The following is a 20,822-nucleotide window of genomic DNA, read 5'->3' as shown; positions in this document are numbered from 1 at the left end:
AAGAGATAGAAAAAGGCCATAGATGAATCTATGGCCTTTTTTAGTTATTAGTAAGTATATACAAGTTTCATTTGTGCTGCAAAGCCACCTTCATCGCTAATGCTAAGAATATTGAAAGGGAGATGCTTAATAACGTTCCAAAAAGAAAATATTCTGATTTCCTTTGGTCTGATTCTTTGAATCTTATTATTGACTTTCCGGCTATCAATAATCCTATGGCTTCATATTGTTCTAGAAGTACAAATGTAATAATCAACATTCTTTCTATTATTCCTATCCATCTTCCAGCTTCCTTTAGCTCATCCCATCGTTCCTCTTCCTGTAATTGGCCTATCAAGTTTTGAGACGGTTGTTGTACTTGGTTTATTGTAGTGGATGTATTTGCTGTAGTTCGGTTATTTTCTATTCCCCATTTTGAGGTACATACTTTGATTAAGATGCTTAAAGGATAAGTTGCTATAAAATATCCTGTTACATATATCATGTATGTGTAATTAGACAAAATTACTTGATGGTTCAAAACTCCTCCTAATATATACAACCAGCTAAGCCCAATTACAATCAGGTGAAATAATTGGTCTAGCAAGAAATTTTGAATTGCCCTGCTTCTGTAAGATTTCCACACGTCAATAAAGAAATGAGAAATAGTTACTATCAGTGCTAGTTTCCAGTTCAGGGTTAGCACCAATGCTGTTAAGCCTGTCACTAGTGTATGGTAATACAAGAATTTTGACTTGTGCTTATTTATGTGCCTATCCTCTACCCAGGAAGATGGCTGCAATGCAAAATCTGAGATACAATGCGCAAGAATTAACTTTAATAGCAGAAGTATATCTATTTGAGTAAAGCCAGTCATTCGTATATTTCCTTTACTTTCTTTTCGAATAGGTTAATTGCTTTTTCTATTTCTTGCCAATGAGCAGTATTTATCCTCTGGCTCACAGATGCTTGTTTTATGTTTATCATTTCTGCTATTTCTATTTGCTTCTTTCCTTCTAATAGTTCATATACAACCTCTGCTTGTTGCAAAGACCAGTTGTTGATAAAGACATCTAAAAATGAGCAGATTACATCAATATAATCATTAAATGGTTTATTTTGAGTAGTAACAACCAATTTTTGCCCTTTACTTTTAAGGTTATCTAATGTCCTTCCTGACAATTGAAACGCTTCTCCGTCTGATGTTTTTATATTTTGACTACTGTAGCCTTTTGCTCCTATTCCTATTGAAATTCTTGCATCAACAACATTTTTTTTATAGGAGAAATGGAGAGTTGATAGATTTCTACCTTTCTTTTCGCTTGGATATGTCTCTTTGGCTTCATTGTATAAATCTTCCTTTATTAAACTCTTTCTCAACAAACACCTTATTTTTATTGCAGTTCTTAAAGCAGTACTTGGTTCGTTGATTACTATTTGGAAACTATCACCACGATAAAGCTCATAGTTTTGTTTACCAACTATTTTTGTTAAGCCTTCATTTAGCCTCTCTTCTAGCCTTGCCCTTTCAATGCTAGTTAATTTAGTTGAGTCTACTATATCACCAGTTAATACTCCTATCCATTCCATTCTCTTTTATGTTATTTTTCTAAATATAGACGTATAGACCTATAAATCTAAATTATAGGTCTATCAACCTATATTCCGACATTATAGGTTGATAGACCTATAATGTTAGTAAAAATCTTATTGAGAAGCAATACTAGGAAGGCGTTAACATGAATTAGGTATAGTAAATACAGCAAGGTAGTTAATATAGCAAGATGTTGTAGATATGTTCTAGGATTAAAACAATCAATAACATCATGAAAGACAGTGTCTTAATTAGCTACACATCCAAATCCAATACAATCTGCACATTCTCCTTCACCTTTTTCCGCAACTCCTCATCCAATTGCCCAATCTTGTGCAGGAGGCGGGAGTTGTCCAGGGCGCGGAGTTGGTCTAGCATGATGTCGCAGGCTTCTTTTACGTGGGCGGTGCCTTTGGGCAGGTGAACGCGCAGGATTTCGGCTTCGGGTTGAACGTTGGTGGTGATGGGGCAGATGATGGTGGAGGGGTGGGATTTGTTCAGTAGGTCGGTTTGGAGAATGACCACGGGGCGCACTTTGCCGGTTTCAGTGCCAATTCTGGGGTTGAGGTCGGCAATCCAGACCTCAAACTGCTTAGGCTTCATCTTCCAACGCCTCAAATTCCTTTAATACCGAAAGCGATTCATCGGCCACCAGTTTTGATTCCTTTGCCAATTGCTTCGCCAAGAGTCGGCGTTTCTGTAGTTTGTTGTAAAACTCCAGCGCCTCATTGATGTAGCGGTTCCGGTTGGTGTGGAGTTTGCCCAGGATGCTTTCAGTTTCCTGAAAAATATTGTCTTCCAGTTTTAGAGATAAGTTCTTCATTTGTTGGCTGTTTTAACAAAGGTATATTCTTGTAGTATATACTAGAACAGGCGCTAACAAGTTTTTATTTCAGTTCACTCAAACTAAACCCTCAAAATGAGGTTAGGTCTACTAAAGAAGGGATTTGTTACGTTCCATAGTAAATAACCCAGAAACGGAAAGCTGCCTGCCCGCAAGAACAAGAATCATCTGACAAGTTCTTGGGTCACCACGGGCGGTTACTCTGTTCTTCCAGAAACCTTTCTTAGAACCTGAAAATCTGTTACATTTATAAGTACAATCAATTAACCAGAACTATGAACACGCCAAAGAAAAACTTCTTGCTGTTAACAGTCCTTTTCCTGTTAACCATGACCGCATCCGTTTTTGCCCAAGATGCCCCTAAACCTAAAGCGAGTCCGGCCGCTACGGCCACCGGGAAAGTGGGTGCCGCCAACATTTCCATTGCCTACAGCAGCCCGTCGGTGAAAGGACGGAAAGTGTGGGGCGAGCTGGTGCCGTACGGCAAGGCGTGGAGAGCGGGCGCGAATGAAGCCACTACCTTCACCACAGACAAAGACATCACCGTGCAAGGCAAACCCTTGAAAGCTGGTAAATACAGCATCTTCATGGTACCCGGCGAGAGCGAGTGGCAAGTGATTTTCAACTCCCAGACCGGCCAATGGGGAACCAACCGCCAGGGTGCCAACTTTGACCCCGCCAACAACGTGTTAACCGTGAACGTGAAGCCGAAGAAAGCTGCTAAAATGAATGAGCGTTTGGCATACAACGTAACACCTAAAGGCTTCTCCTTACTATGGGAGAACCTGGAAGTGCCGGTGGCGCTTAAATAAGACCATTAGAACAGGAACAGTTCTTAGCCCAGAAGAGGCTGTTTTAGGCTTGTTTTATAGAAAGCAAGCCTAAAGCAGCCTCTTTTTAAATCAGAAGGAGCAAACTAGAAAAGAGAAATCCCACTTAGCCTAGCCCGTGGATGGTTTTCATTCCATATTGAGGAAGTAATTCCCTCAAAGCAGAAGCCATAGCATCATCTATGGCTTCTGCTTTGAGGGAACCTTTTCAGGGGAATGCCTATCTGTTCTCAGGCTCATCTGTCCGGCTTTTCAGGTCGTCCTCGTCTTGGCGGGAAAGGAACCCTTCGTGCCCGGTGTTGCCCGAGGAACCCGCGTCATACACCGAGGTAGATGCGCTGTTTCGCAGTTCCTCTGCGTCTGGGGTGTAGGTGGCGTGCGGGTTGGCTTCGCTCTGCTTTCCCGGGGTTGGGTTCGGGTCTTGTTCTGTTTTATCTTTCTCTTCCATGGTCTAGTCTTTAAATGAATAAGTACGTGTCAATCTGCTTACTTACGGATGCCGCCGTGCGTAGTTGAAGAAGAAAAAGAGAAGGCGTACGTCAGAAGAGTATTATCAGCACTTGGCAATGGGACTTCTCTTTGGCGGGTCTGCGTACGTAAACCAAAAACTCAATTCCAATCACTATGAAAGACACCATCCGCTTATTTGTAGCAGCCAGATTGCCGGAAGAGGTGATCGCATACCTGGGGCAGGCGCGGCAGGCGTATGAAGATCCCAGCATCAGGGCCGTGCCAGAGCAGAACCTGCACCTCACGCTGTACTTCCTGGGGAACGTGCCCGCTACTGAGGACACCTACATTCGGCAGACGCTGGCGCAGGTAGCGCAGCGGCACCAACCGTTCACCCTCACCCTGGAACAACTGGAACCCGGCCCCAAGCCCAGATCGCCCCGGCTGGTTTGGGCTCGTTTTCAGAAAAACACCGCTTTTTCGCAACTCAGCCAAGATTTAACGCAGGCCCTGTCGCCCGTACCGCCCAAACAGGAGAAGTTCATTCCGCACGTGACGCTGTGCCGTTTCAGGAAGGAGGGAGCCGTACCGCGTGATCTGCCCATTGTCACGCCCCCACAAGAGGTGCGGTATCCGGTCACGTCCCTCGCCCTGTGGCAGTCGCAGTTAGCCTCGCCGCATCCCATCTATACCGTGGTGGAAGAGTTTCCGCTGGGAGGGGAACGCGCAGTGCCTTCGCAAGAGCAGGAGATTTGGTGACGTCTCTGGGCTCGACGGGAAACACCAGCACTGTTTCGCCACATCAGGTTGTAACTACCTTCTATTCCTGATTTCCGTTTTTGGCCTGTTTTCCGGAAATTAGCGAGTAAATACCCCATTCATTTGAGTTATCCAGAAACCAACCATCGCCATTTTATCCTGCACAAGCCCTTCGGCTACCTCAGCCAGTTTGTGACCGATGCCAAAAAGAAAAAGCTGCTGGGAGGCTTGTATGACTTTCCAAGCGGCACCATGGCCATTGGCCGACTAGACCAGGACAGCGAAGGCTTGCTATTGCTGACCACCGATGGCAAGATGAGCGAGTACGTGCGGGGCCGTAAGGTGGAGAAAGAATACTACGCGCAGGTAGACGGTAGTATCACCCCTAAAGCCCTGGAGCAACTAAGGCAAGGCGGCATTGAGATAGCGCATGAAAAGCAACCGTATTTCACCTTGCCCTGTGCGGCTTCCCGCCTAGACCCCGCGCCTGAGTTCCCGGAACGTTCCCGGCACGTGCGCGATGACCGGCACGGCCCCACCAGTTGGGTGTCCATTACCCTTACCGAAGGCAAGAACCGCCAGGTCAGGAAGATGACGGCAGCGGTGGGGTTTCCTACGCTGCGCCTCATACGGGTAAGAATAGGAGCGATTAGGTTAGGCGAAATGCCACCGGGGCAGGTCATAGAGGTACCGGAATTTGCACTGACGGTCACGCAAAACGTATAAAATCTGAAAGATTTCCGAGGCAAAAGTATTAACGCATGAACCAAACGTTGAAGAAGGACGAAGACCTGAAAAGGCTCCAGGAACAACTCAGAGCCTTACAGGAGAAATACGCTTTTCTGGAGAGAATCATCCATGAGGTTCCGGCCAACATCTACGTGTCTGACCTGCAGGACGGGGTTACCTGGTGCAACAAAACCAACCAGGAAACCTTGGGCTATACCCTGGAAGAAATCAAACAAATGGGCACCATGGAGTACATGCGCCAGATTGTACACCCAGAAGACCTGAACATTCCCCAAGACAGCATCACGCATTACCAGGAGTTTACCGGGGCAGAGTTTGGTGGGGTTTTCCGGGCCCGCCACAGATTCCAGAAGGAGTACCGATGGTTTATTGGTTGGGCCAGGGCCTTCGCGCATGCACAGGACGGGCACGTGAAAGAGATTCTCTGCGTAGATGTGGACATGAGCCCCCGCATGAGCACCGAGAAACAGTTGATTGCCGCCCTTCGGGAAAACCTGAAGCACAAAAACGAACTCCTGGTGAAAAGTCTAAGCAAGCGCGAAACCGAGGTGCTAAGCATGGTCTGTAAAGGGAAAAGCTCCAAAGTGATTGCAGACCAACTCTGCCTGAGCGTGCACACCGTCAACACCCACCGCCGGAACATCCAGTCCCGGTTAGGAACCGCGAATGTGGCAGATTTAGTGGTATTGGCCAAAGAAGCCGGGCTAGGATAAACTACTATCAGCATAAATACTGAAATTCAGGTTTAATCTTGCCAAAAGCACAAAGGTTGCAAACGGAGCTTCCGTAGTGTCGTTAAACTACCTGTGCCCGAGGACGCTTACCCTTCAATTCCCCTCGGGCTTCCTCACTCAAAACAGGTAGTTATATGAAGGTAAAACTTAAACCTCTCTCAGAACAGGTAATTGTGATCACCGGCGCCTCTAGCGGTATTGGCTTAGTCACTGCGCGAATGGCCGCCAAAGAAGGGGCTAAAGTAGTGCTGGCCGCCCGTAACCAGGAGGCCCTGCGTGAGCTAACCAACGAAATTAACACCAGTGGCGGAAGTGCTGAGTTTGTGGTGGCCGATGTAGGGGTGGAAGAGGATGTGAAACGCATTGGCGACGCTGCTATCGCTACCTTTGGCAGGTTTGACACCTGGGTAAACAACGCAGGTATCTCCATCTTCGGGTCTTGCCTGGAGGTTTCCATCCCCGACATGAAACGGATGTTTGACACTAATTTCTGGGGAGTGGTGTATGGCTGCCGTACGGCCGTGGCTCACTTCAGGGAACGGGGCGGGGCAGGAGCCATCGTAAATGTGGGCTCTCTCTTTGGAGACCGGGCTCCTGTGGTACAGGGAACGTATTCTGCCGCCAAGCATGCCCTTCACGGCTTTAATGATGTGCTCCGCATGGAGCTGGAAGCAGCCAAAGAACCTATCTCTGTCTCCCTGGTTAAACCCGGCCGCATAGACACTCCCTACAATGAGCATGCCCGCAGCTACCAGGAAAAACAGCCTTCGCACCGGGGCATGGTCTACCCGCCAGAATCAGTAGCGGAGGCAATCTTATATTGTGCGGCCCACCCCAAACGGGACATGTACGTTGGCTTACAGTCCAAATTCTTTGTGGAGTTAGCAGGAATGGCCCCCCGTCTGGTAGACAAAGTGATGGAAGGGTATGGCTTCTATTCGCAACACGATGAGCGGCCTTCCCGTGACGTGGAAGACAATGCACTTTACCGGGCCGGGTATGGGCTCCATGAACGCGGCACCAACGCTGGCTGGAAACGTCCCAAAAGCTTATATGTGAAAGCGCAGAAGCATCCGCTCTTAACCTCTCTGGCCTTGGCCGGAATAGGCTTGGCGGTGGCCGCTCTCAGTTCAAGAAAGAATAAACCAAAAGGCTCTTCTAAGAATACTACCACCTCAAACCAGCGTAATATGGATTCTAACATGCACCAGAGTGCGGATGACAAGTTCATTCCCATGACTTCCATCTCTACGGGAAATATCCGGCAGGTACGCCCCGATGTGTATTATTACACCAACCAGATTGTCAATTTTGTGATGATAGGCACTGCCGCGCACTGGGTGCTGGTAGATGCGGGCATGCCTAAATCTACCCAGGAGATAGTACAGGTCACAGAAAGTGTTTTCGGGAAAAACGCCAAACCCGCGGCCATCGTTCTCACGCACGGCCACTTTGACCACGTAGGCGGATTGGTGGGTTTGCTGGAAGCCTGGCAAGTGCCCGTGTATGCGCATCTCTATGAGTTTCCCTTCTTAACGGGTAAGCAGGCCTATCCAGAGCCAGACGTGACCGTGGAAGGAGGGATGCTGGCTAAGATCTCGGCCATATACCCCCATGAACCCATCAACATCAGCGGAGCCAACCTCTTGCCTTTGCCCGAAGACGGAACCATACCGGGCTTGCCAGATTGGCACTGGGTGTTTGTGCCCGGCCACTCGCCCGGGCAAGTAGCCCTCTTCCGGGAAACCGACAGAACCCTCCTCTCCGCCGATGCCGTGATCACCGTCAAGCAGGATTCATTCTACAAAGTCCTGATGCAGGTAGAGGAAATACAGGGCCCGCCCCGCTACCTCACCACCGACTGGCAAGCCGCCTGGGAATCGGCGCGGAAACTTGCCGCCCTCCATCCCCAACTGATCGTTCCCGGCCACGGGAAACACATGGAAGGGGAAGCCTTAACCAAAGGGCTGCAAAAGCTGGTAGAAGACTTCGAGACCATCGCCATCCCCAAGCACGGGAAGTTTGTGGACAATAAAGAATAGGATCTCAGTTCAGTTGATGAAGCTGTTTAGAGTTTCAGGCCTGTTCTTATAAAACTAGCCTGAAAACGACGGTACAAGCATCTGCATGCGGCAGTGTACAGCTAAACCTCTTGTTTTTGGCCTGTTTTTATAAAAGTAGCTCCAAACAAGAGTTTAAACGGATGCTTGCCCCAGAGGAATTGTTTTAAATGCCGGTTAATGAAAACTCTAAACAGCTTCGATTTTAAATGAAGAAATAATCGGGATCAGAGAATCAACTTATAAATTTCTTTTGTACAAAATCATCACAGAGAGCAAGTTCTCCCCTTGTGGGGAGAACTTGCTTTAAATGCGGCAGATACACATATGCAGGATAACGGTAAAGGTAGAAGCCATCTATTTACCTATTACTCTTACACAGAGTGACCTTTCATCTCTCCCTCAGCAGGCAACCATATTTTTCTTAACTTGCCTATTTCCAGAAATAAAACAGACTAGGTAGATTTCCTTCCCCACGGGCGGAGAACCGTTCAAGGCATCGGCCTGGGCCAATCCATACCACATGTATTCAAAAGCGTTTAGAAGTTCTATGATCCAGAGTGTTCTGGTGTTGGCAATCATGACCAGTTTCTCCTGCGGCACCATGGCGCAGCGGAACGAGAACAAGAAAAGCCAGACGTGGTTGCAGCAGCACAAAGACGCCATCAGAAATACGGTGTTGCTCAACAACCAGGCAGGGCTGGTGCCCCTGAAGAACCTGGAGCAGAAGATCGCGAGTGTTTCCTTGAACGTGAAGCACGCCGCGCAATTTGACAGCTTGCTGAATAAGTACACCACCGTCACGGCTTTTCCGGCAGCGGCGTATGTCCAGAATAATTCCTTTTCCCAACTGCTCACCGCCCTCTCGGGGTTTCAGGCCGTGATTGTGCAGGTAGAGGCTTCTGCGCTGGGCAATAAAAAGAACTTAGACTTTCTGCTGCAACTGCAAAGCCAAAAGCAATTGGTGGTGGCGGTGTTTGGCAAGGCAGAGCACCTGGTGTACGCTGAATCCCTGACGGCTCCCATTATCTGGTCAGAGAAAGAATCGGCGATGACGGCCAGTTACGCGGCGCAACTTGTTTTTGGTGGGGTGGCGGCCTCGGGGACGTTGCCAAATACCACTTCCACAAAATTCAAGAAGGGAGATGGGGCTAAAACATCGGCCATCCGGCTGAAATACAGCGTTCCGGAGGAAGTAGGCCTCAAAACCTCTGAGTTGCAGCAGTCCATAGACGGTATTGTGGCCCAGGCCATTCGGGAGCAGGCTACGCCGGGGGCGGTGGTGCTGGTGGCCAAAAACGGGAAGGTCATTTTCCAGAAAGCCTACGGGTCGCACACCTATGAAAACACCCAGGCCACCCAAATCTCTGATATTTTCGACCTTGCCTCTATCACCAAGGTGTCGGCCACCACCATGGCCGTGATGAACCTGTACGACCAGCAGAAAATGGCCTTGGATTCAAGCTTCGCCTTTTATGTGCCCTCGGCCAGAAACACGAATAAAGCCGATATCAAAATCAGGGACTTGCTGCTGCACCAGTCGGGCTTGCCGGCCGGGGTGCACTTGCCGCTCCAGAAACAGGATGTGAGTCCCGTCCCTACAAACTACTACACCGTCAAAGCCTCTGACAGCGCTTACCTCCGGAAGGACTATTTCAAGGAGGTCATCTGGCCCCGCATGCTGAACGCCAAAATGGGCGAGCAAGACAAATACGTCTACGCCGATGTGAGTATGTATTACCTGAAGGAAGCCGTGGAACGGCTAGCCCAAACTTCTCTGGATACGTTTGTGGAGAAGAGTTTCTATGCGCCACTGGGCATGCAAACCGCGGGTTTTCTGCCTTTGAACCGTTTTCCCCAGAGCCGCATAGTGCCCACCGAGGTAGATGCTTCTTTCCGGAAAACGCTGCTGAGGGGCTACGTGCATGATGGCGGCGCGGCGCGCATGGGCGGCGTATCTGGCCACGCCGGTCTGTTTTCCACCGCCAATGATCTGGCTATTCTGTACCAGATGATGCTCAACGGCGGCACCTACGGCGGAAAGCAATACATTAAACCCGAGACCGTGCAACTGTTCACCTCCAAACAATCTGCCGTGAGCCGCCGGGGCCTGGGCTTTGACCGCTGGGACCCGGACACCACCCAAAAGTACCCGTCTCAACTAGCCACCCCAGAAACCTACGGCCACACCGGCTACACCGGAACCTGCGTCTGGGTTGATCCTAAGAACGAGTTGGTCTACGTGTTCCTCTCCAACCGGGTACACCCTAAAGTATCAAACAAACTTATATCTCTAAAGATAAGGCAGCGCATTCTGGATGCCATCTACCTGGCTATGGAGAAAGGCGATGATCTTTCGGCCGCTAAAAAATAGTGAGTAGGGCCACCACCAGGGATTGCCCCAACGTAATCTGCAAGGGCTGTGGTTATTCATTGGTCGGTTTTTGGGCGGGATGCACATCTGGTATCATGGTTTTATCATTGGCTGCTTCTTTTTCTGCTTGCCTTTCCTCTTTCATCTCCTGCGCCAGAAAATAGTTGAGGGCGGTTCTGATAACGGCAATGGCCCCCAGTTTACCAATTTGATCCCAGGAAGGGGCAATGGCGGTGGAGAGAATATCGGCGCCTAGTTGGAATTCCAGGGCCAGGGCCAGGTACCGCGCCAAAACCAACCGGATCTTATTGTAGCTTTCCACCTGCGGTGGAATCAAGCCTTTGATGATGTAGAAAAGGGCAATGAGCACCCCTACGCCAATGATCAGGGCACCTATGGTCTCAATGAGGAGCTTGAGCCCCTGCACGCCCTGGATGATGGTTTCCTCTATTCCACCGAAAGGAGATTCCGGAGCCGGGGCGGCAGGTTGGGGCTGTAGAAAGTAGTGCATAGCGCTGGTGGTGTAGAAGCCGTTTTCCCTTTAACGGCATTTTAGGGATTTCCGGTTTGCGTCTGTTTTTTAGAAAACGGGCTAAAAAGCGATTTTGCAACAAAAGTCAGGAGAATGAGTTTACAGTTAAAAGTCCTCTCTTGCCGTACAATAGAACATGATGGAAGACTCTACGCAAAAAGATACACAATACGAACTCGCCACGTTTGCGGGCGGTTGCTTCTGGTGCATGGTGAAGCCGTTCCACAAATACGAGGGGGTGATAAAAGTGGTCTCGGGGTATACGGGCGGACACGTTCCCAATCCTACCTACGAGCAGGTTTGTTCAGAGACCACCGGCCATTATGAGGCGGTACAGGTTACCTTTGACCCAGAGGTGATTTCCTACCCGCAGCTCCTGAACATCTTCTGGGAATCCATTGACCCCACAGATGCGGGAGGCCAGTTCGGTGACCGGGGCTCCTCTTACAGAACGGCCATTTTCTACCACTCAGAGCAACAGAAAGAGCAGGCAGAGCTTTCCAAAAAAGAACTGCAGAACAACGGCCCGTTTGAAACCCCCATTGTGACGCCCGTTCTTCCGGCGGTTCCTTTCTACCAAGCCGAAGAATACCACCAGGATTACTACAAAAAGAACCCGGGACACTATGGCCGGTATTTTGTGGGATCTGGCAGAGCAGGTTTCCTGGAAAGAAACTGGCGGAAAGACGAAGGAGCTTAAAAGCGTTTCACCATAGAAGCATCTTTTCTATTTCTGAGGTATTTTCCAGAAAACAGGCCTAAAACGGTATTGGCTTGCCTTCCGCCGGAGTGCGTAGAACCTCCCCCCATTTCCGTGGAGAGGAGAGTCTCACTGATGCGTTTGGGGGCTGTTTTCCGGAAAGTAGGCTCAAAACGCGGAAACCTGTGAGGTCTTGGAGACCTCACAGGTTTAAGTGCAACTGGCGCGAGACTCCGGTCTCGTGACATGGGAGGAAGCGAGTCCCCAGACTCGCCGGGAACCACCAGCCAGAAACCGGAACAGCAGATGACACCTACAAAGACAGCATTATCCTGTAGTCATCTTGTAAAGATCTAGTGGGCGAACGAGTATGGCTCTACTGGCGTGTTTTTCCAGCCCGCAAGATTACCTGAAAAGCAAGTCACGAAAGTAAATCTGCGCCATAGAAAGAAAAGCCCGGGAGAAACGCAGGCTTAGCTTATGAAAGTGTCAGAGCCAATTTGGTTCAGGGCTTCATAGTCATCCTCAGAGAGGGGGATGGAGGCTGCCTGAAAATTCTCTTCCAGGTGTTTCACCTTGGAGGTACCCGGAATGAGCAGAATGTTGGGCGAACGGTGCAAAAGCCAGCTTAGGGCAATCTGGTGGTTGGAGGCATTGTACTTGGCGCTTATCTGATCCAGGGTTTGCTGGGCTTTCAGGTTTCCGCCGCCCAACGGGTACCACGGAATAAAGGCCATGGCATTGTCTTCACAGTACATGAGCTCGGCCTCCCATTTACGGTTGTCAAAGCTGTACATGTTCTGCACCGACACGATCTCCACAAATTTCTGCGCCTGCTGTATCTGCTCTACGGTGACTTCAGACAAGCCTATGTGTTTGATGAGCCCCTGTTCCTGCACGTCCTGTAAAAACTCCAGGGTTTGTTCAAAGGGAATCTCCGGGTCTACCCGGTGCAGTTGGTATAGATCTATTCTGTCTAGTTTCAGGCGCTGCAAACTGCCTTCCAGGGCTTCTTTGAGGTGGCCTGGCTTGGCGTTGATGGGCCACTGGTTAGGCCCGGTGCGCAGCAGGCCGCCTTTGGTGCCAATGACCAGATCTTTGGGATAAGGGTAAAGCGCTTCGGCGATGAGTTCCTCTGAGACGTGGGGCCCGTAGGAATCGGCGGTGTCAATGAAGTTAATGCCCAGTTCCACGGTTTTCTGCAGTACCCGTAGGCATTCTTCCCGGTCTTTGGGTGGCCCCCAGATGCCATCGCCGGTGATGCGCATGGCGCCGTACCCCATGCGGTTTACCGTTACATCTGCGCCAAGGCTGAAGGTTGGGGTATATGTTTTTGGTGTCTGTGCCATAATGATGTAATTAGTGGATATCTATGGATGTACCCGTTTTCAGAGAAGAAGTTTTCACAATTCTCTTACCTGCCTTGCTTTCCTGCTGATTGATAGGTGTTCTAAGGGAACCGGAAGTGCTTCCGGTGAAAGAACCGGTAAACGCACGTTCTGTTTTATGCCTGTTTTTCAAAAATCAGCCTTAAAGCACTGAGCTGGCGGTGGCAGTAACTGACACAGGTTAACCCTGATTATTCACTTTGAAACCGATTCACTCTTCTTTAAGAAACAGGCTCCGTTCCTCTGGCTTTGTTTAGAGCTTGTTTATAGGCTTTCAGGGCTCTATCGCGGGCAAATGCGTGTTCTACCATGGGAGTAGGGTAGGCGGGAGTGCCGAGTTCGGGAACCCATTTTCTGATGTATTCCTGCTGTTTGTCGAACTTTTTGGCCTGGCTCTCGGGATTGAAGACCCTGAAATAGGGCGCGGCATCACAGCCGGTACCGGCGCACCACTGCCAGTTGCCGTTGTTCGCTGCAAGATCATAATCCAGCAGTTTTTGCGCGAAATACGCTTCGCCCCAACGGTAGTCAACGAGTAAATGCTTTACCAGAAAGCTGGCAGCTACCATTCTAACGCGGTTGTGCATGAAACCGGTGGCGTTGAGTTCCCGCATGCCGGCATCTACCAAGGGGTACCCGGTGGTTCCGGCGCACCATCGCTCAAACTGACCCTCGGGGTGCAGCCACTGCATGTGCTCATATTCCAGGTGGAAAGGCCGGTGCACCACGTGCGGAAAATGGTAGAGGATCATCATGAAGAATTCGCGCCAGATGAGTTCGCCCAGCCAGACGGCATTCAGTTGAAGGGCCTGCCTGGCCAGCATCCGCACACTCACCGTCCCGAACCGCAGGTGCAGGCCCAACCGGGACGTACCCGGCAGAGATGGCAAGTCGCGGGTTTGGTCATAGTTCCGGATGATGGATTCCTGTAGGTCTGGGGAAGGGAAAATTTTGTCAGAACTTCTGCTGAAGCCCATGGTTTCCAGGGCAGGAGTGGGAAAAGGGGCTGTCTGGTGGTAGTGCCGCTGATACCGGTGGGTGGGGTAAGAGGAAAGGTAGAAGTCTGAGAGCGTACTCATCCACTTTCTTTTGTAGGCTCCAAACACGCGGTACGGAGTTCCGTCGTCTTTCACTACCTCGCTTTTCTCAAAGAGAACCTGGTCTTTGTAGGTCTTGAAGGAAATTCCTTTGGAAGTTAAAAAAGTAGCTATCTGCTGGTCACGGGCAATGGCCGCCGGTTCGTAGTCATGGTTGGCATATACCGCTTGCAGGTGGTAATGTTCTGTAAGCTCCATTAGTACTTCCATCGGCCTGCCGTATTTTACCAACAGAGAAGAGCCCCAGGACTGTAATTGGCTGCCTAAAGCGGTGACGGTGTCATGGATAAAGTCTACCCGGCGGTCTTGGCTGCCGGAAAGCTGCCCCAGAATGTCCTGGTCAAAGATAAACAGCGGTATCACCGGATAGCCAGAGGTAAGGGCGTGGTACAGACCGGCATTATCAGAAAGACGTAAATCGCGCCGGAACCAGAAAAGGACAACAGGTACTTGCAAAGGGTTTTATAAAAGAGATAGTAGTAGAGAGGATAACCTCAGAAAAAGAAAAATGTTTTCATGGCTCCAGCTTCTTAATTGCCAGTCTACAGATGGCTTCAATGGCCCATACTCTGGTGGTTTCTTGAAAGTAAAGAATGCGCGTAAATCATGACAAGAAAAGGATGAAGCTGTTTAGAGTTTTATGCATGTTTCATAAAAATAGCCTGAAAACGGCAGTTCAAGCAGCGGCAGGCGCCAGTGTACAGATAAACTTCTTGTTTTTGGCCTGTTTCCATAAAATCAGCCTAAAAATGCATGGCACCTACAGCCGCTTGCAACAGAGGAGTTGCTTTAAAGGCCAGTTGAGAAAAACTCTAAACAGGTTCGATTTTAAATGCTCCCTTCCGCATAGGAAAGCCAACCTTTTACTTTCCTGAAAGTAGTTTATATAGGACGATACGCAAAGCTGCCGGTGGTTCCCGGCGAGTCTGGAGACTCGCTTCATCCTTTGGCGCGAGACTGGCCCCCCGGGCCAGTTGCACTCAAACCTGTGAGGTCTTGGAGAACTCACAGGTATCTGCGTTTTAAGTTCGTTTTCTGTAAAACAGCCTTAAAACGCATCAGCGGGGTTTTCCTGTTCTACGCGGGATGAACTGGGAAATTGGGCTTCTGCGAAAGGTCAGTTTATACTATAAACCGGGAAACTATGGTGAACGTAGCGCAACTTCTTTTTCACGGTTCTTTAAACGACTTTCTACCCAGCGGCGCGCGCCAGCAATGGATGCCCTATTCTTTTATGGGAGCACCGGCGGTGAAAGATGTGATAGAAGCCTGTAACGTGCCGCACCCCGAGGTAGGGAGTATCAGCGTGAATGGGAGGGAAGCTACCTTTTCAGCCCCTTTGCCGCACCAAGGGAAAGTGGAGGTTTTTCCGGTTGTGCCCGAGGGTTCAGGAAGTCCCTTGCCTTCCCTGCAGATTCCTGCTCCCGTTCCTGCGGCTTTTATCCTGGATGCACACCTGGGCAAACTGGCCCGTTACCTGCGGTTACTGGGGTTTGACGCTTTCTATGAAAACGAGTATGATGAGCTTGCCCTTGTGCACCTGGCGGTGAAGGAGCAACGCATTGTGCTGACCAGGGACGTAGGGCTGCTGAAGCACAAACCGGTGCGCTGGGGGTATTGGCTACGGTCTCAGCAGTGGGAGGAGCAACTGCGGGAGGTCATGGTTCGGTTTAACCTGGCCCCGCAACTAGCGCCTTTTACCCGCTGCTTGGTCTGTAACGGAAAGATTCAGGAGGTAGAGAAACAGGACATCCTGCACTTACTCGAGCCCAAGACCAAGCAGTACTTCCACTTGTTTTACCAATGTACCCGTTGCCAACAGGTGTACTGGAAAGGCTCTCACTTTGGCAAGATGCTGAGTTTTGTGGAGCATTTACAGGAAGATAATTTTAAAAGCACCTTTTAATTCCTGCTTACTCCTGCGGTATCTTCTAAATTGCCCTCTGTCAAAGCTGGGCTTTGTTGCCTTGCCTTTTCAGTATACAACGCATTGCTTTTCAGTTTTTTGCTTCTTTTCAGAAAATAGCCATTAAACCAAAGTAGAAGCAACGCAACATCCAAACCTACCGCCTTCCGCCTGAAGAAAGGCTTATCTCCGTTTGCCCTGGAGGCACAATCCGCTTTTTATCTTCTCTCAATGCATGCTTCTGAGGCTTATATTAGCTTATATTAGCACTTGGAATATTCTATTGATTCCCCAAAACACTGCTATCTAACATTTCTATGAAAATAAGAAAAGCTGTCATCACAGCTGCCGCCCGTGGCGAAAGGTTATATCCTGTGGCCGATACCGTACAAAAAGCCATGCTGCCCGTCATTGACATTGACGGACTAACCAAACCAGCCATCCAGATTATTGCCGAAGAGGCCTTTGCCAGCGGTATAGAAGAAATCTGCGTGATTTGCGCCCCCGGCGATGGGCCGCGGTACCAGGAAGCATTCACTTCGCTGCGGAACAACTTACTGGACTCGTTCAAGAACTCTGACTGGGCCCAGGAAGAAGCCGATAAAGTAGACCACCTGCGCACGCGTCTGCAATTCATAGAACAACAAGAACCCTTGGGTTACGGCCACGCCGTGTACAGCGCCCGTGAATTCGTGAAAGAGGAGCCTTTCCTGCTGTTATTGGGTGATCACTTGTACGTGTCTGGTTTGGCTGAACAGCGTTGTGCGGCCCAGTTGATCAGTTTGGCGGTGCAGGAAGGCTGCGCCGTTTCGGCGGTGAACCCCACCGTTGAGCACCAGATTCACCGCTACGGCACCCTTACGGGCAAGCACCAGCCTAACCAAAAAGGCGTGTACCAGATAGACAGAATCATTGAAAAACCCTCATTGAGCACCGCCGAACTGGAACTGCAAACCCCGGGTTTACGGGCGGGCTATTACCTCTGCTTCTTCGGGATGCACGTGCTCACGCCTTCGGTTTTCCCTATGCTGCAAACGCAGATTGAAAGCGGCAGCCAGAACGTGCAGTTGACCACTGCCTTGCAGGAACTGGCCTCTACCGAGAAATACCTGGCCCTGGAAGTAAAAGGAAACCGCTATGACCTGAGTAAAAAGCAAGGGTTGCTGCAGGCGCAGATTGCCCTAGGTTTGGCGGGCAAAGCCCACGATGAAACGCTCACCACCATGGTAGAGCTGCTGGCCGAAGCCAATCAACGTCAAACAAAATAGGGTTTTACAGCAAGTTAGGAGAGCATCCAATACGCACCTAATTGCTTATTCAAGAGGCAGATGAACATCTTTATACAAACCATTACATCTACTGACCCTACTGAGAGGAACCGCTCGTTTTTCCAGATGAGCCGGAGCCTTTCTACCAGAGAGCTTTTCAAGGCACTGCGGGAATTAGATGATTTCAGGAAAACCACCCCTAGTTTATACGACAAAGTACGCGCCATTCTCTTTCTGGCCGCCGGTTACCGTTTCTTCTTAATGGAGTCGGCGGAGACGCCGGCCACCGGCAAGATTCCGTACGCGGGCTTTGAGGATTTGCTGGCCCGCCGATTTGAGCACGCTATCACTACGTTCTTAAAGGAGATAGACACGCACGGCCCCAATGCCGCTTTGTTCAGCGGACTGGCCGAAAGCTACCACCACCTGTCTTTCCAAATATTGGCCAACCAGGTTCGCAAGAGCGTGCGCTCCAGCAAAGGAAACCAGTGGATGTTTAGGGTAGGGCATCAGGAAGAGCATCCTATCAAGATTCACCCAGCTTTGTTGCAGCGGCAGGAAAGCTCACTTTTCTACCCTGTGCTGGAAGAGCAGACCTCGGTGCGCATGGACTTAACCCACAGCGGGTGGTCAGATATCTTCTTTTTGGGCATGGATTATCCCGAGGGTGCCAGGGTGCTGAACATCTCCATCAACCTGGGCGTGTTCGGGCGCGACAAAGACATTCGGCCGCCGTTGCAGTCGTATGTGCGGGTGATACCGGAGCCGGTGCTGCGGGTGACCAGTATTGACTTAAATACTTCCAAAGACATAACCGAGCTGGACGACCTGTTCAACTTCGGGAACGATTACCTGAGTCTGGTGAAAGCCGGGGTGATTGCCTCGGGCTTGATTCCGCCCTCGTTTGAAGGCACCAACCAGTCGTTGCCCGATATTCTGGCCCGCATTGTGGCACCGGGCATGGGGATTGAATTGGTGACCCGCGTGAATGATATTCCGAAGGGTTCGCGCTTTGCCGTTTCCACCAACCTGTTGGGTTCCATCATCAGCTTGTTGATGCGGGCTACCGGCCAGACGAAGAACCTGGTGGGCGGACTCGATGAAAGCGAACGCCGATTAGTCGCTTCTAGAGCCATTCTAGGCGAGTGGATTGGCGGTTCCGGCGGGGGCTGGCAGGACTCTGGGGGTGTTTGGCCGGGCATCAAAGCCATTCAGGGCACGTTTGCCGAGGAAGGCGACCCGGAATTCGGCATTAGCCGCGGGACGTTGTTGCCAAGGCACCGCGTGTTGCAGGGCGAGGAGATTCACCCCGAGATGGCCGACAAACTCATGAACTCGCTGGTGCTCATGCACGGCGGGATGGCTTCCAACGTAGGGCCCATTCTGGAGATGGTAACCGAGAAATACCTGCTCCGGGGAGAGAACGAGTGGGAAGCGCGTCAACAAACCAACCTGGTATTTGACAACATTCTGGCGGCCCTCAGAGAAGGCGACATCCGGAAGTTAGCGGCGAATACTGCCCATAATTTCGAAAAGCCCATCAAAACCATTATTCCGTGGGCATCCACGCATTTCACGGAAGAGATTATCCGCAGGGCGAAAAAAGAGTTCGGGGAGAATTACCTGGGCTTCTTGATGCTGGGCGGCATGTCGGGCGGCGGCATGGGCATGTTTGTGAACCCAGACCAGTACGAAGACTACAAGGGCCGGGTGCTGGAAATTCTACGCGCCACCAAAGCAGAACTTTCTGATTCTTTGCCGTTTGCCATGGAACCGGTGGTATATAACTGGAACATCAACAACAAAGGGTCGTGGTCGTATCTGCACGTAGGCAACGAGGCGATGATGCCGGAGCAATACTATGCCATTCACGTGTCTGACCTGGTGAAGAAAGACCCGCAGAGCATTTCTTATGTGCGAAGGGCTGAGATTGATTTCTTCACCACGCATTGCGGAGAGAACAACGTGGCGTATCCTTTGCTGCGCACCATCGTGAGCAATCTGTTCAAGGTATCTGACCCGTCTAGCCAGGGCGGGCGCAGCAATGAAAACGAGAAAGCCGACCGCATCAAAAAAGAAAACGGCTTTGATTATATCCAGCACGAAGAAATCAGGGAGCAGCTACAGAAAGGCTACATCGGCTTGTCGCGCAACCGTCTGCCTAATGAGACTTCCATTGAAGACGTGCAGCCTACAGATATTGCCAAATTGGAAAGCCTCACCAACGCTACGGCTACGGGTGAAGCGGCCATTAAAGCCGGCAAAGTGGGCGTGTTGAGTTTGGCCGCCGGGGTTGGTAGCCGCTGGACAAAAGGGGCCGGGGTAATCAAAGCTTTGAATCCATTTGTGGAGGTAGAAGGCGTGCACCGCAGTTTCCTGGAAATCCATTTGGCCAAAACCAAAGCGGTCTCTGCTAAATACGGAGCCAAACTGCCGCACATTGTGGCCACCAGTTACCTCACGCATGAGCCCATCAAAAAACAGTTGGAGCTGACCCAGAAGTATGGCTACGAAGGGCCGGTGTATTTGTCTACGGGCCGTTCTATTGGTCAGCGGTATGTGCCTATGGAGCGCGATCTTAGGTTCTTATGGGAAGAAATGCCGCAGGAAACGCTGGACGAAAACAAGCAGAAAGTCCGGGAATCTGGCCGAAGGTCTATGATTGACTGGGCCAAGAGTAAGGGTGAAGGTTCTGACTACGCAGACAACATTGCCTCGCAGCGGTTCTCGCCCTTAGGGCACTGGTACGAAGTATCTAACATGCTCAGGAACGGGGTGTTGGCACAGATTCTGGAGGAGAATCCGCGGCTGGAAACCATCATGCTGCACAACATTGATACGCTGGGCGCTGATATTCATCCAGATGCTTTAGGCCATCACCTGGATTCCGGCAACGTGCTTACGTTTGAAGTGGTGGCGCGTCGCATTGAAGACCGCGGGGGCGGATTGGCCCGCGTGAACGGCAAAGTTCGTCTACTCGAGGGATTGGCCCAGCCCCGCGAGGAAGACGAACTGAACCTAAGCTACTACAACACCATGACCACTTGGATTCAGATAGATCCATTGTTGGCGCTGTTCGGGCTTACTCGGGCAGATCTTCGCGGGGACGAAGCGCGATTAGCCAAGGCGGTAAGAAGTGTGGCGCACCGCATGCCTACGTATGTCACCATCAAAGACGTGAAATACCGTTGGGGACACGGCCAGGAAGACATTTACCCGGTAGCCCAGATTGAAAAACTGTGGAGTGACATGTCGGCATTGCCGGATGTTAAGTGCGGGTACATTGCCGTGCCGCGCCAACGCGGGCAGCAGATGAAAGACCCCGCCCAGCTAGACGCTTGGGTCACCGATGGAAGCAGAGATTACATTGTTGCTTTAGGTCAATTCTAAGCAGCACCAGTGCCAGAGGAAAACAAGGGTCAAAGTGCGTGTTTATAAAGCACGCACTTTGACCCTTCTTTTTTAAAAAAGCCTCTTAATGTCCCTTAAAGGATTGTGTGGGCCATCTATAGTAACCTTGCTTTAAAGCAATTCTAGTTCACCCACAAGTTCCTTTC

The 20,822-nt window shown here is 50.3% G+C and carries 17 protein-coding genes and 1 pseudogene; 10 read left to right on the top strand and 8 right to left on the bottom strand.

The features are described from left to right. Nucleotides 1–67: 67 nt before the first annotated feature. From HHO50_RS12415 to HHO50_RS12400, 4 genes are all read right to left on the bottom strand, one after another. Nucleotides 68–856 carry a DUF3307 domain-containing protein gene (locus HHO50_RS12415; protein ID WP_181306372.1) on the bottom strand — a complete coding sequence of 263 codons (789 nt, stop codon included), beginning with the start codon at nucleotides 854–856 and terminating at the stop codon, nucleotides 68–70. Next, nucleotides 853–1,569, bottom strand: a complete 717-nt coding sequence (locus HHO50_RS12410; RefSeq protein WP_181306371.1) for a hypothetical protein — start codon at nucleotides 1,567–1,569, stop codon at nucleotides 853–855. Before HHO50_RS12410 ends, HHO50_RS12415 begins: the two co-directional genes overlap by 4 nt. Before the next feature lie 259 nt (nucleotides 1,570–1,828). Beyond that, nucleotides 1,829–2,176 (bottom strand): type II toxin-antitoxin system PemK/MazF family toxin, encoded by a 348-nt coding sequence (locus tag HHO50_RS12405; protein WP_181306370.1) that lies wholly within the window; start codon nucleotides 2,174–2,176, stop codon nucleotides 1,829–1,831. Continuing rightward, nucleotides 2,166–2,396, bottom strand: coding sequence for a hypothetical protein (locus HHO50_RS12400; protein ID WP_181306369.1), 231 nt, complete (start codon nucleotides 2,394–2,396; stop codon nucleotides 2,166–2,168). The genes HHO50_RS12405 and HHO50_RS12400 overlap by 11 nt, the downstream gene beginning before the upstream one ends. A gap of 296 nt (nucleotides 2,397–2,692) precedes the next feature. Here HHO50_RS12400 and HHO50_RS12395 point away from each other — a divergent pair, with 296 nt between their 5' ends. Further along, nucleotides 2,693–3,229: a DUF2911 domain-containing protein gene (locus HHO50_RS12395; protein ID WP_181306368.1), complete on the top strand. Its 537-nt coding sequence runs from the start codon at nucleotides 2,693–2,695 to the stop codon at nucleotides 3,227–3,229. A 238-nt stretch (nucleotides 3,230–3,467) separates the two neighbouring features. Here the strand turns inward: HHO50_RS12395 and HHO50_RS12390 are convergent, their stop codons facing one another. Further along, nucleotides 3,468–3,695: a hypothetical protein gene (locus HHO50_RS12390; protein WP_181306367.1), complete on the bottom strand. Its 228-nt coding sequence runs from the start codon at nucleotides 3,693–3,695 to the stop codon at nucleotides 3,468–3,470. A 176-nt stretch (nucleotides 3,696–3,871) separates the two neighbouring features. Here HHO50_RS12390 and thpR point away from each other — a divergent pair, with 176 nt between their 5' ends. From thpR to HHO50_RS12360, 5 genes are all read left to right on the top strand, one after another. Next, nucleotides 3,872–4,456, top strand: coding sequence for an RNA 2',3'-cyclic phosphodiesterase (gene thpR / locus HHO50_RS12385; RefSeq protein ID WP_181306366.1), 585 nt, complete (start codon nucleotides 3,872–3,874; stop codon nucleotides 4,454–4,456). A gap of 123 nt (nucleotides 4,457–4,579) precedes the next feature. Then, nucleotides 4,580–5,182, top strand: a complete 603-nt coding sequence (locus HHO50_RS12380) for a pseudouridine synthase (RefSeq protein ID WP_219921532.1) — start codon at nucleotides 4,580–4,582, stop codon at nucleotides 5,180–5,182. A 35-nt stretch (nucleotides 5,183–5,217) separates the two neighbouring features. Continuing rightward, complete coding sequence (locus tag HHO50_RS12375; RefSeq protein WP_181306365.1) at nucleotides 5,218–5,919, top strand: LuxR C-terminal-related transcriptional regulator; 702 nt, start codon at nucleotides 5,218–5,220, stop codon at nucleotides 5,917–5,919. Nucleotides 5,920–6,074: 155 nt separating this feature from the next. Beyond that, complete coding sequence (locus tag HHO50_RS21305) at nucleotides 6,075–7,982, top strand: SDR family oxidoreductase (protein WP_255478717.1); 1,908 nt, start codon at nucleotides 6,075–6,077, stop codon at nucleotides 7,980–7,982. Between the two features lie 568 nt (nucleotides 7,983–8,550). After that, complete coding sequence (locus HHO50_RS12360) at nucleotides 8,551–10,374, top strand: serine hydrolase (protein WP_181306364.1); 1,824 nt, start codon at nucleotides 8,551–8,553, stop codon at nucleotides 10,372–10,374. A 52-nt stretch (nucleotides 10,375–10,426) separates the two neighbouring features. On the opposite strand, the gene HHO50_RS12355 is transcribed toward HHO50_RS12360, so the two are convergent. Then, on the bottom strand, nucleotides 10,427–10,885 hold the full coding sequence (locus tag HHO50_RS12355) for a DUF1622 domain-containing protein (protein WP_181306363.1): 459 nt from the start codon (nucleotides 10,883–10,885) through the stop codon (nucleotides 10,427–10,429). 160 nt (nucleotides 10,886–11,045) lie between these two features. Here HHO50_RS12355 and msrA point away from each other — a divergent pair. Further along, a pseudogene (gene msrA, locus HHO50_RS12350) lies at nucleotides 11,046–11,594 on the top strand (peptide-methionine (S)-S-oxide reductase MsrA); the annotation flags it as partial. Nucleotides 11,595–12,079: 485 nt separating this feature from the next. Here the strand turns inward: msrA and HHO50_RS12345 are convergent. Next, a complete protein-coding gene (locus HHO50_RS12345; RefSeq protein ID WP_181306362.1) occupies nucleotides 12,080–12,955 on the bottom strand; it encodes an aldo/keto reductase in 876 nt (291 codons plus the stop codon). 260 nt (nucleotides 12,956–13,215) lie between these two features. Further along, complete coding sequence (locus HHO50_RS12340; RefSeq protein WP_181306361.1) at nucleotides 13,216–14,547, bottom strand: deoxyribodipyrimidine photo-lyase; 1,332 nt, start codon at nucleotides 14,545–14,547, stop codon at nucleotides 13,216–13,218. 688 nt (nucleotides 14,548–15,235) lie between these two features. Here HHO50_RS12340 and HHO50_RS12335 point away from each other — a divergent pair. From HHO50_RS12335 to HHO50_RS12325, 3 genes are all read left to right on the top strand, one after another. Then, nucleotides 15,236–15,997: a Mut7-C RNAse domain-containing protein gene (locus HHO50_RS12335; RefSeq protein ID WP_181306360.1), complete on the top strand. Its 762-nt coding sequence runs from the start codon at nucleotides 15,236–15,238 to the stop codon at nucleotides 15,995–15,997. 317 nt (nucleotides 15,998–16,314) lie between these two features. Continuing rightward, nucleotides 16,315–17,265: a UTP--glucose-1-phosphate uridylyltransferase gene (locus HHO50_RS12330; protein ID WP_181306359.1), complete on the top strand. Its 951-nt coding sequence runs from the start codon at nucleotides 16,315–16,317 to the stop codon at nucleotides 17,263–17,265. 60 nt (nucleotides 17,266–17,325) lie between these two features. Then, nucleotides 17,326–20,655 (top strand): UTP--glucose-1-phosphate uridylyltransferase, encoded by a 3,330-nt coding sequence (locus HHO50_RS12325; RefSeq protein ID WP_181306358.1) that lies wholly within the window; start codon nucleotides 17,326–17,328, stop codon nucleotides 20,653–20,655. Nucleotides 20,656–20,822 lie beyond the last annotated feature (167 nt).

Origin of the sequence: Rufibacter sp. XAAS-G3-1 (assembly GCF_013623775.1) — a bacterium.
Taxonomy (GTDB): domain Bacteria; phylum Bacteroidota; class Bacteroidia; order Cytophagales; family Hymenobacteraceae; genus Nibribacter.
Note: the sequence above shows the minus strand (reverse complement) of the source record. Positions and strands in the feature narration are given on the sequence as shown.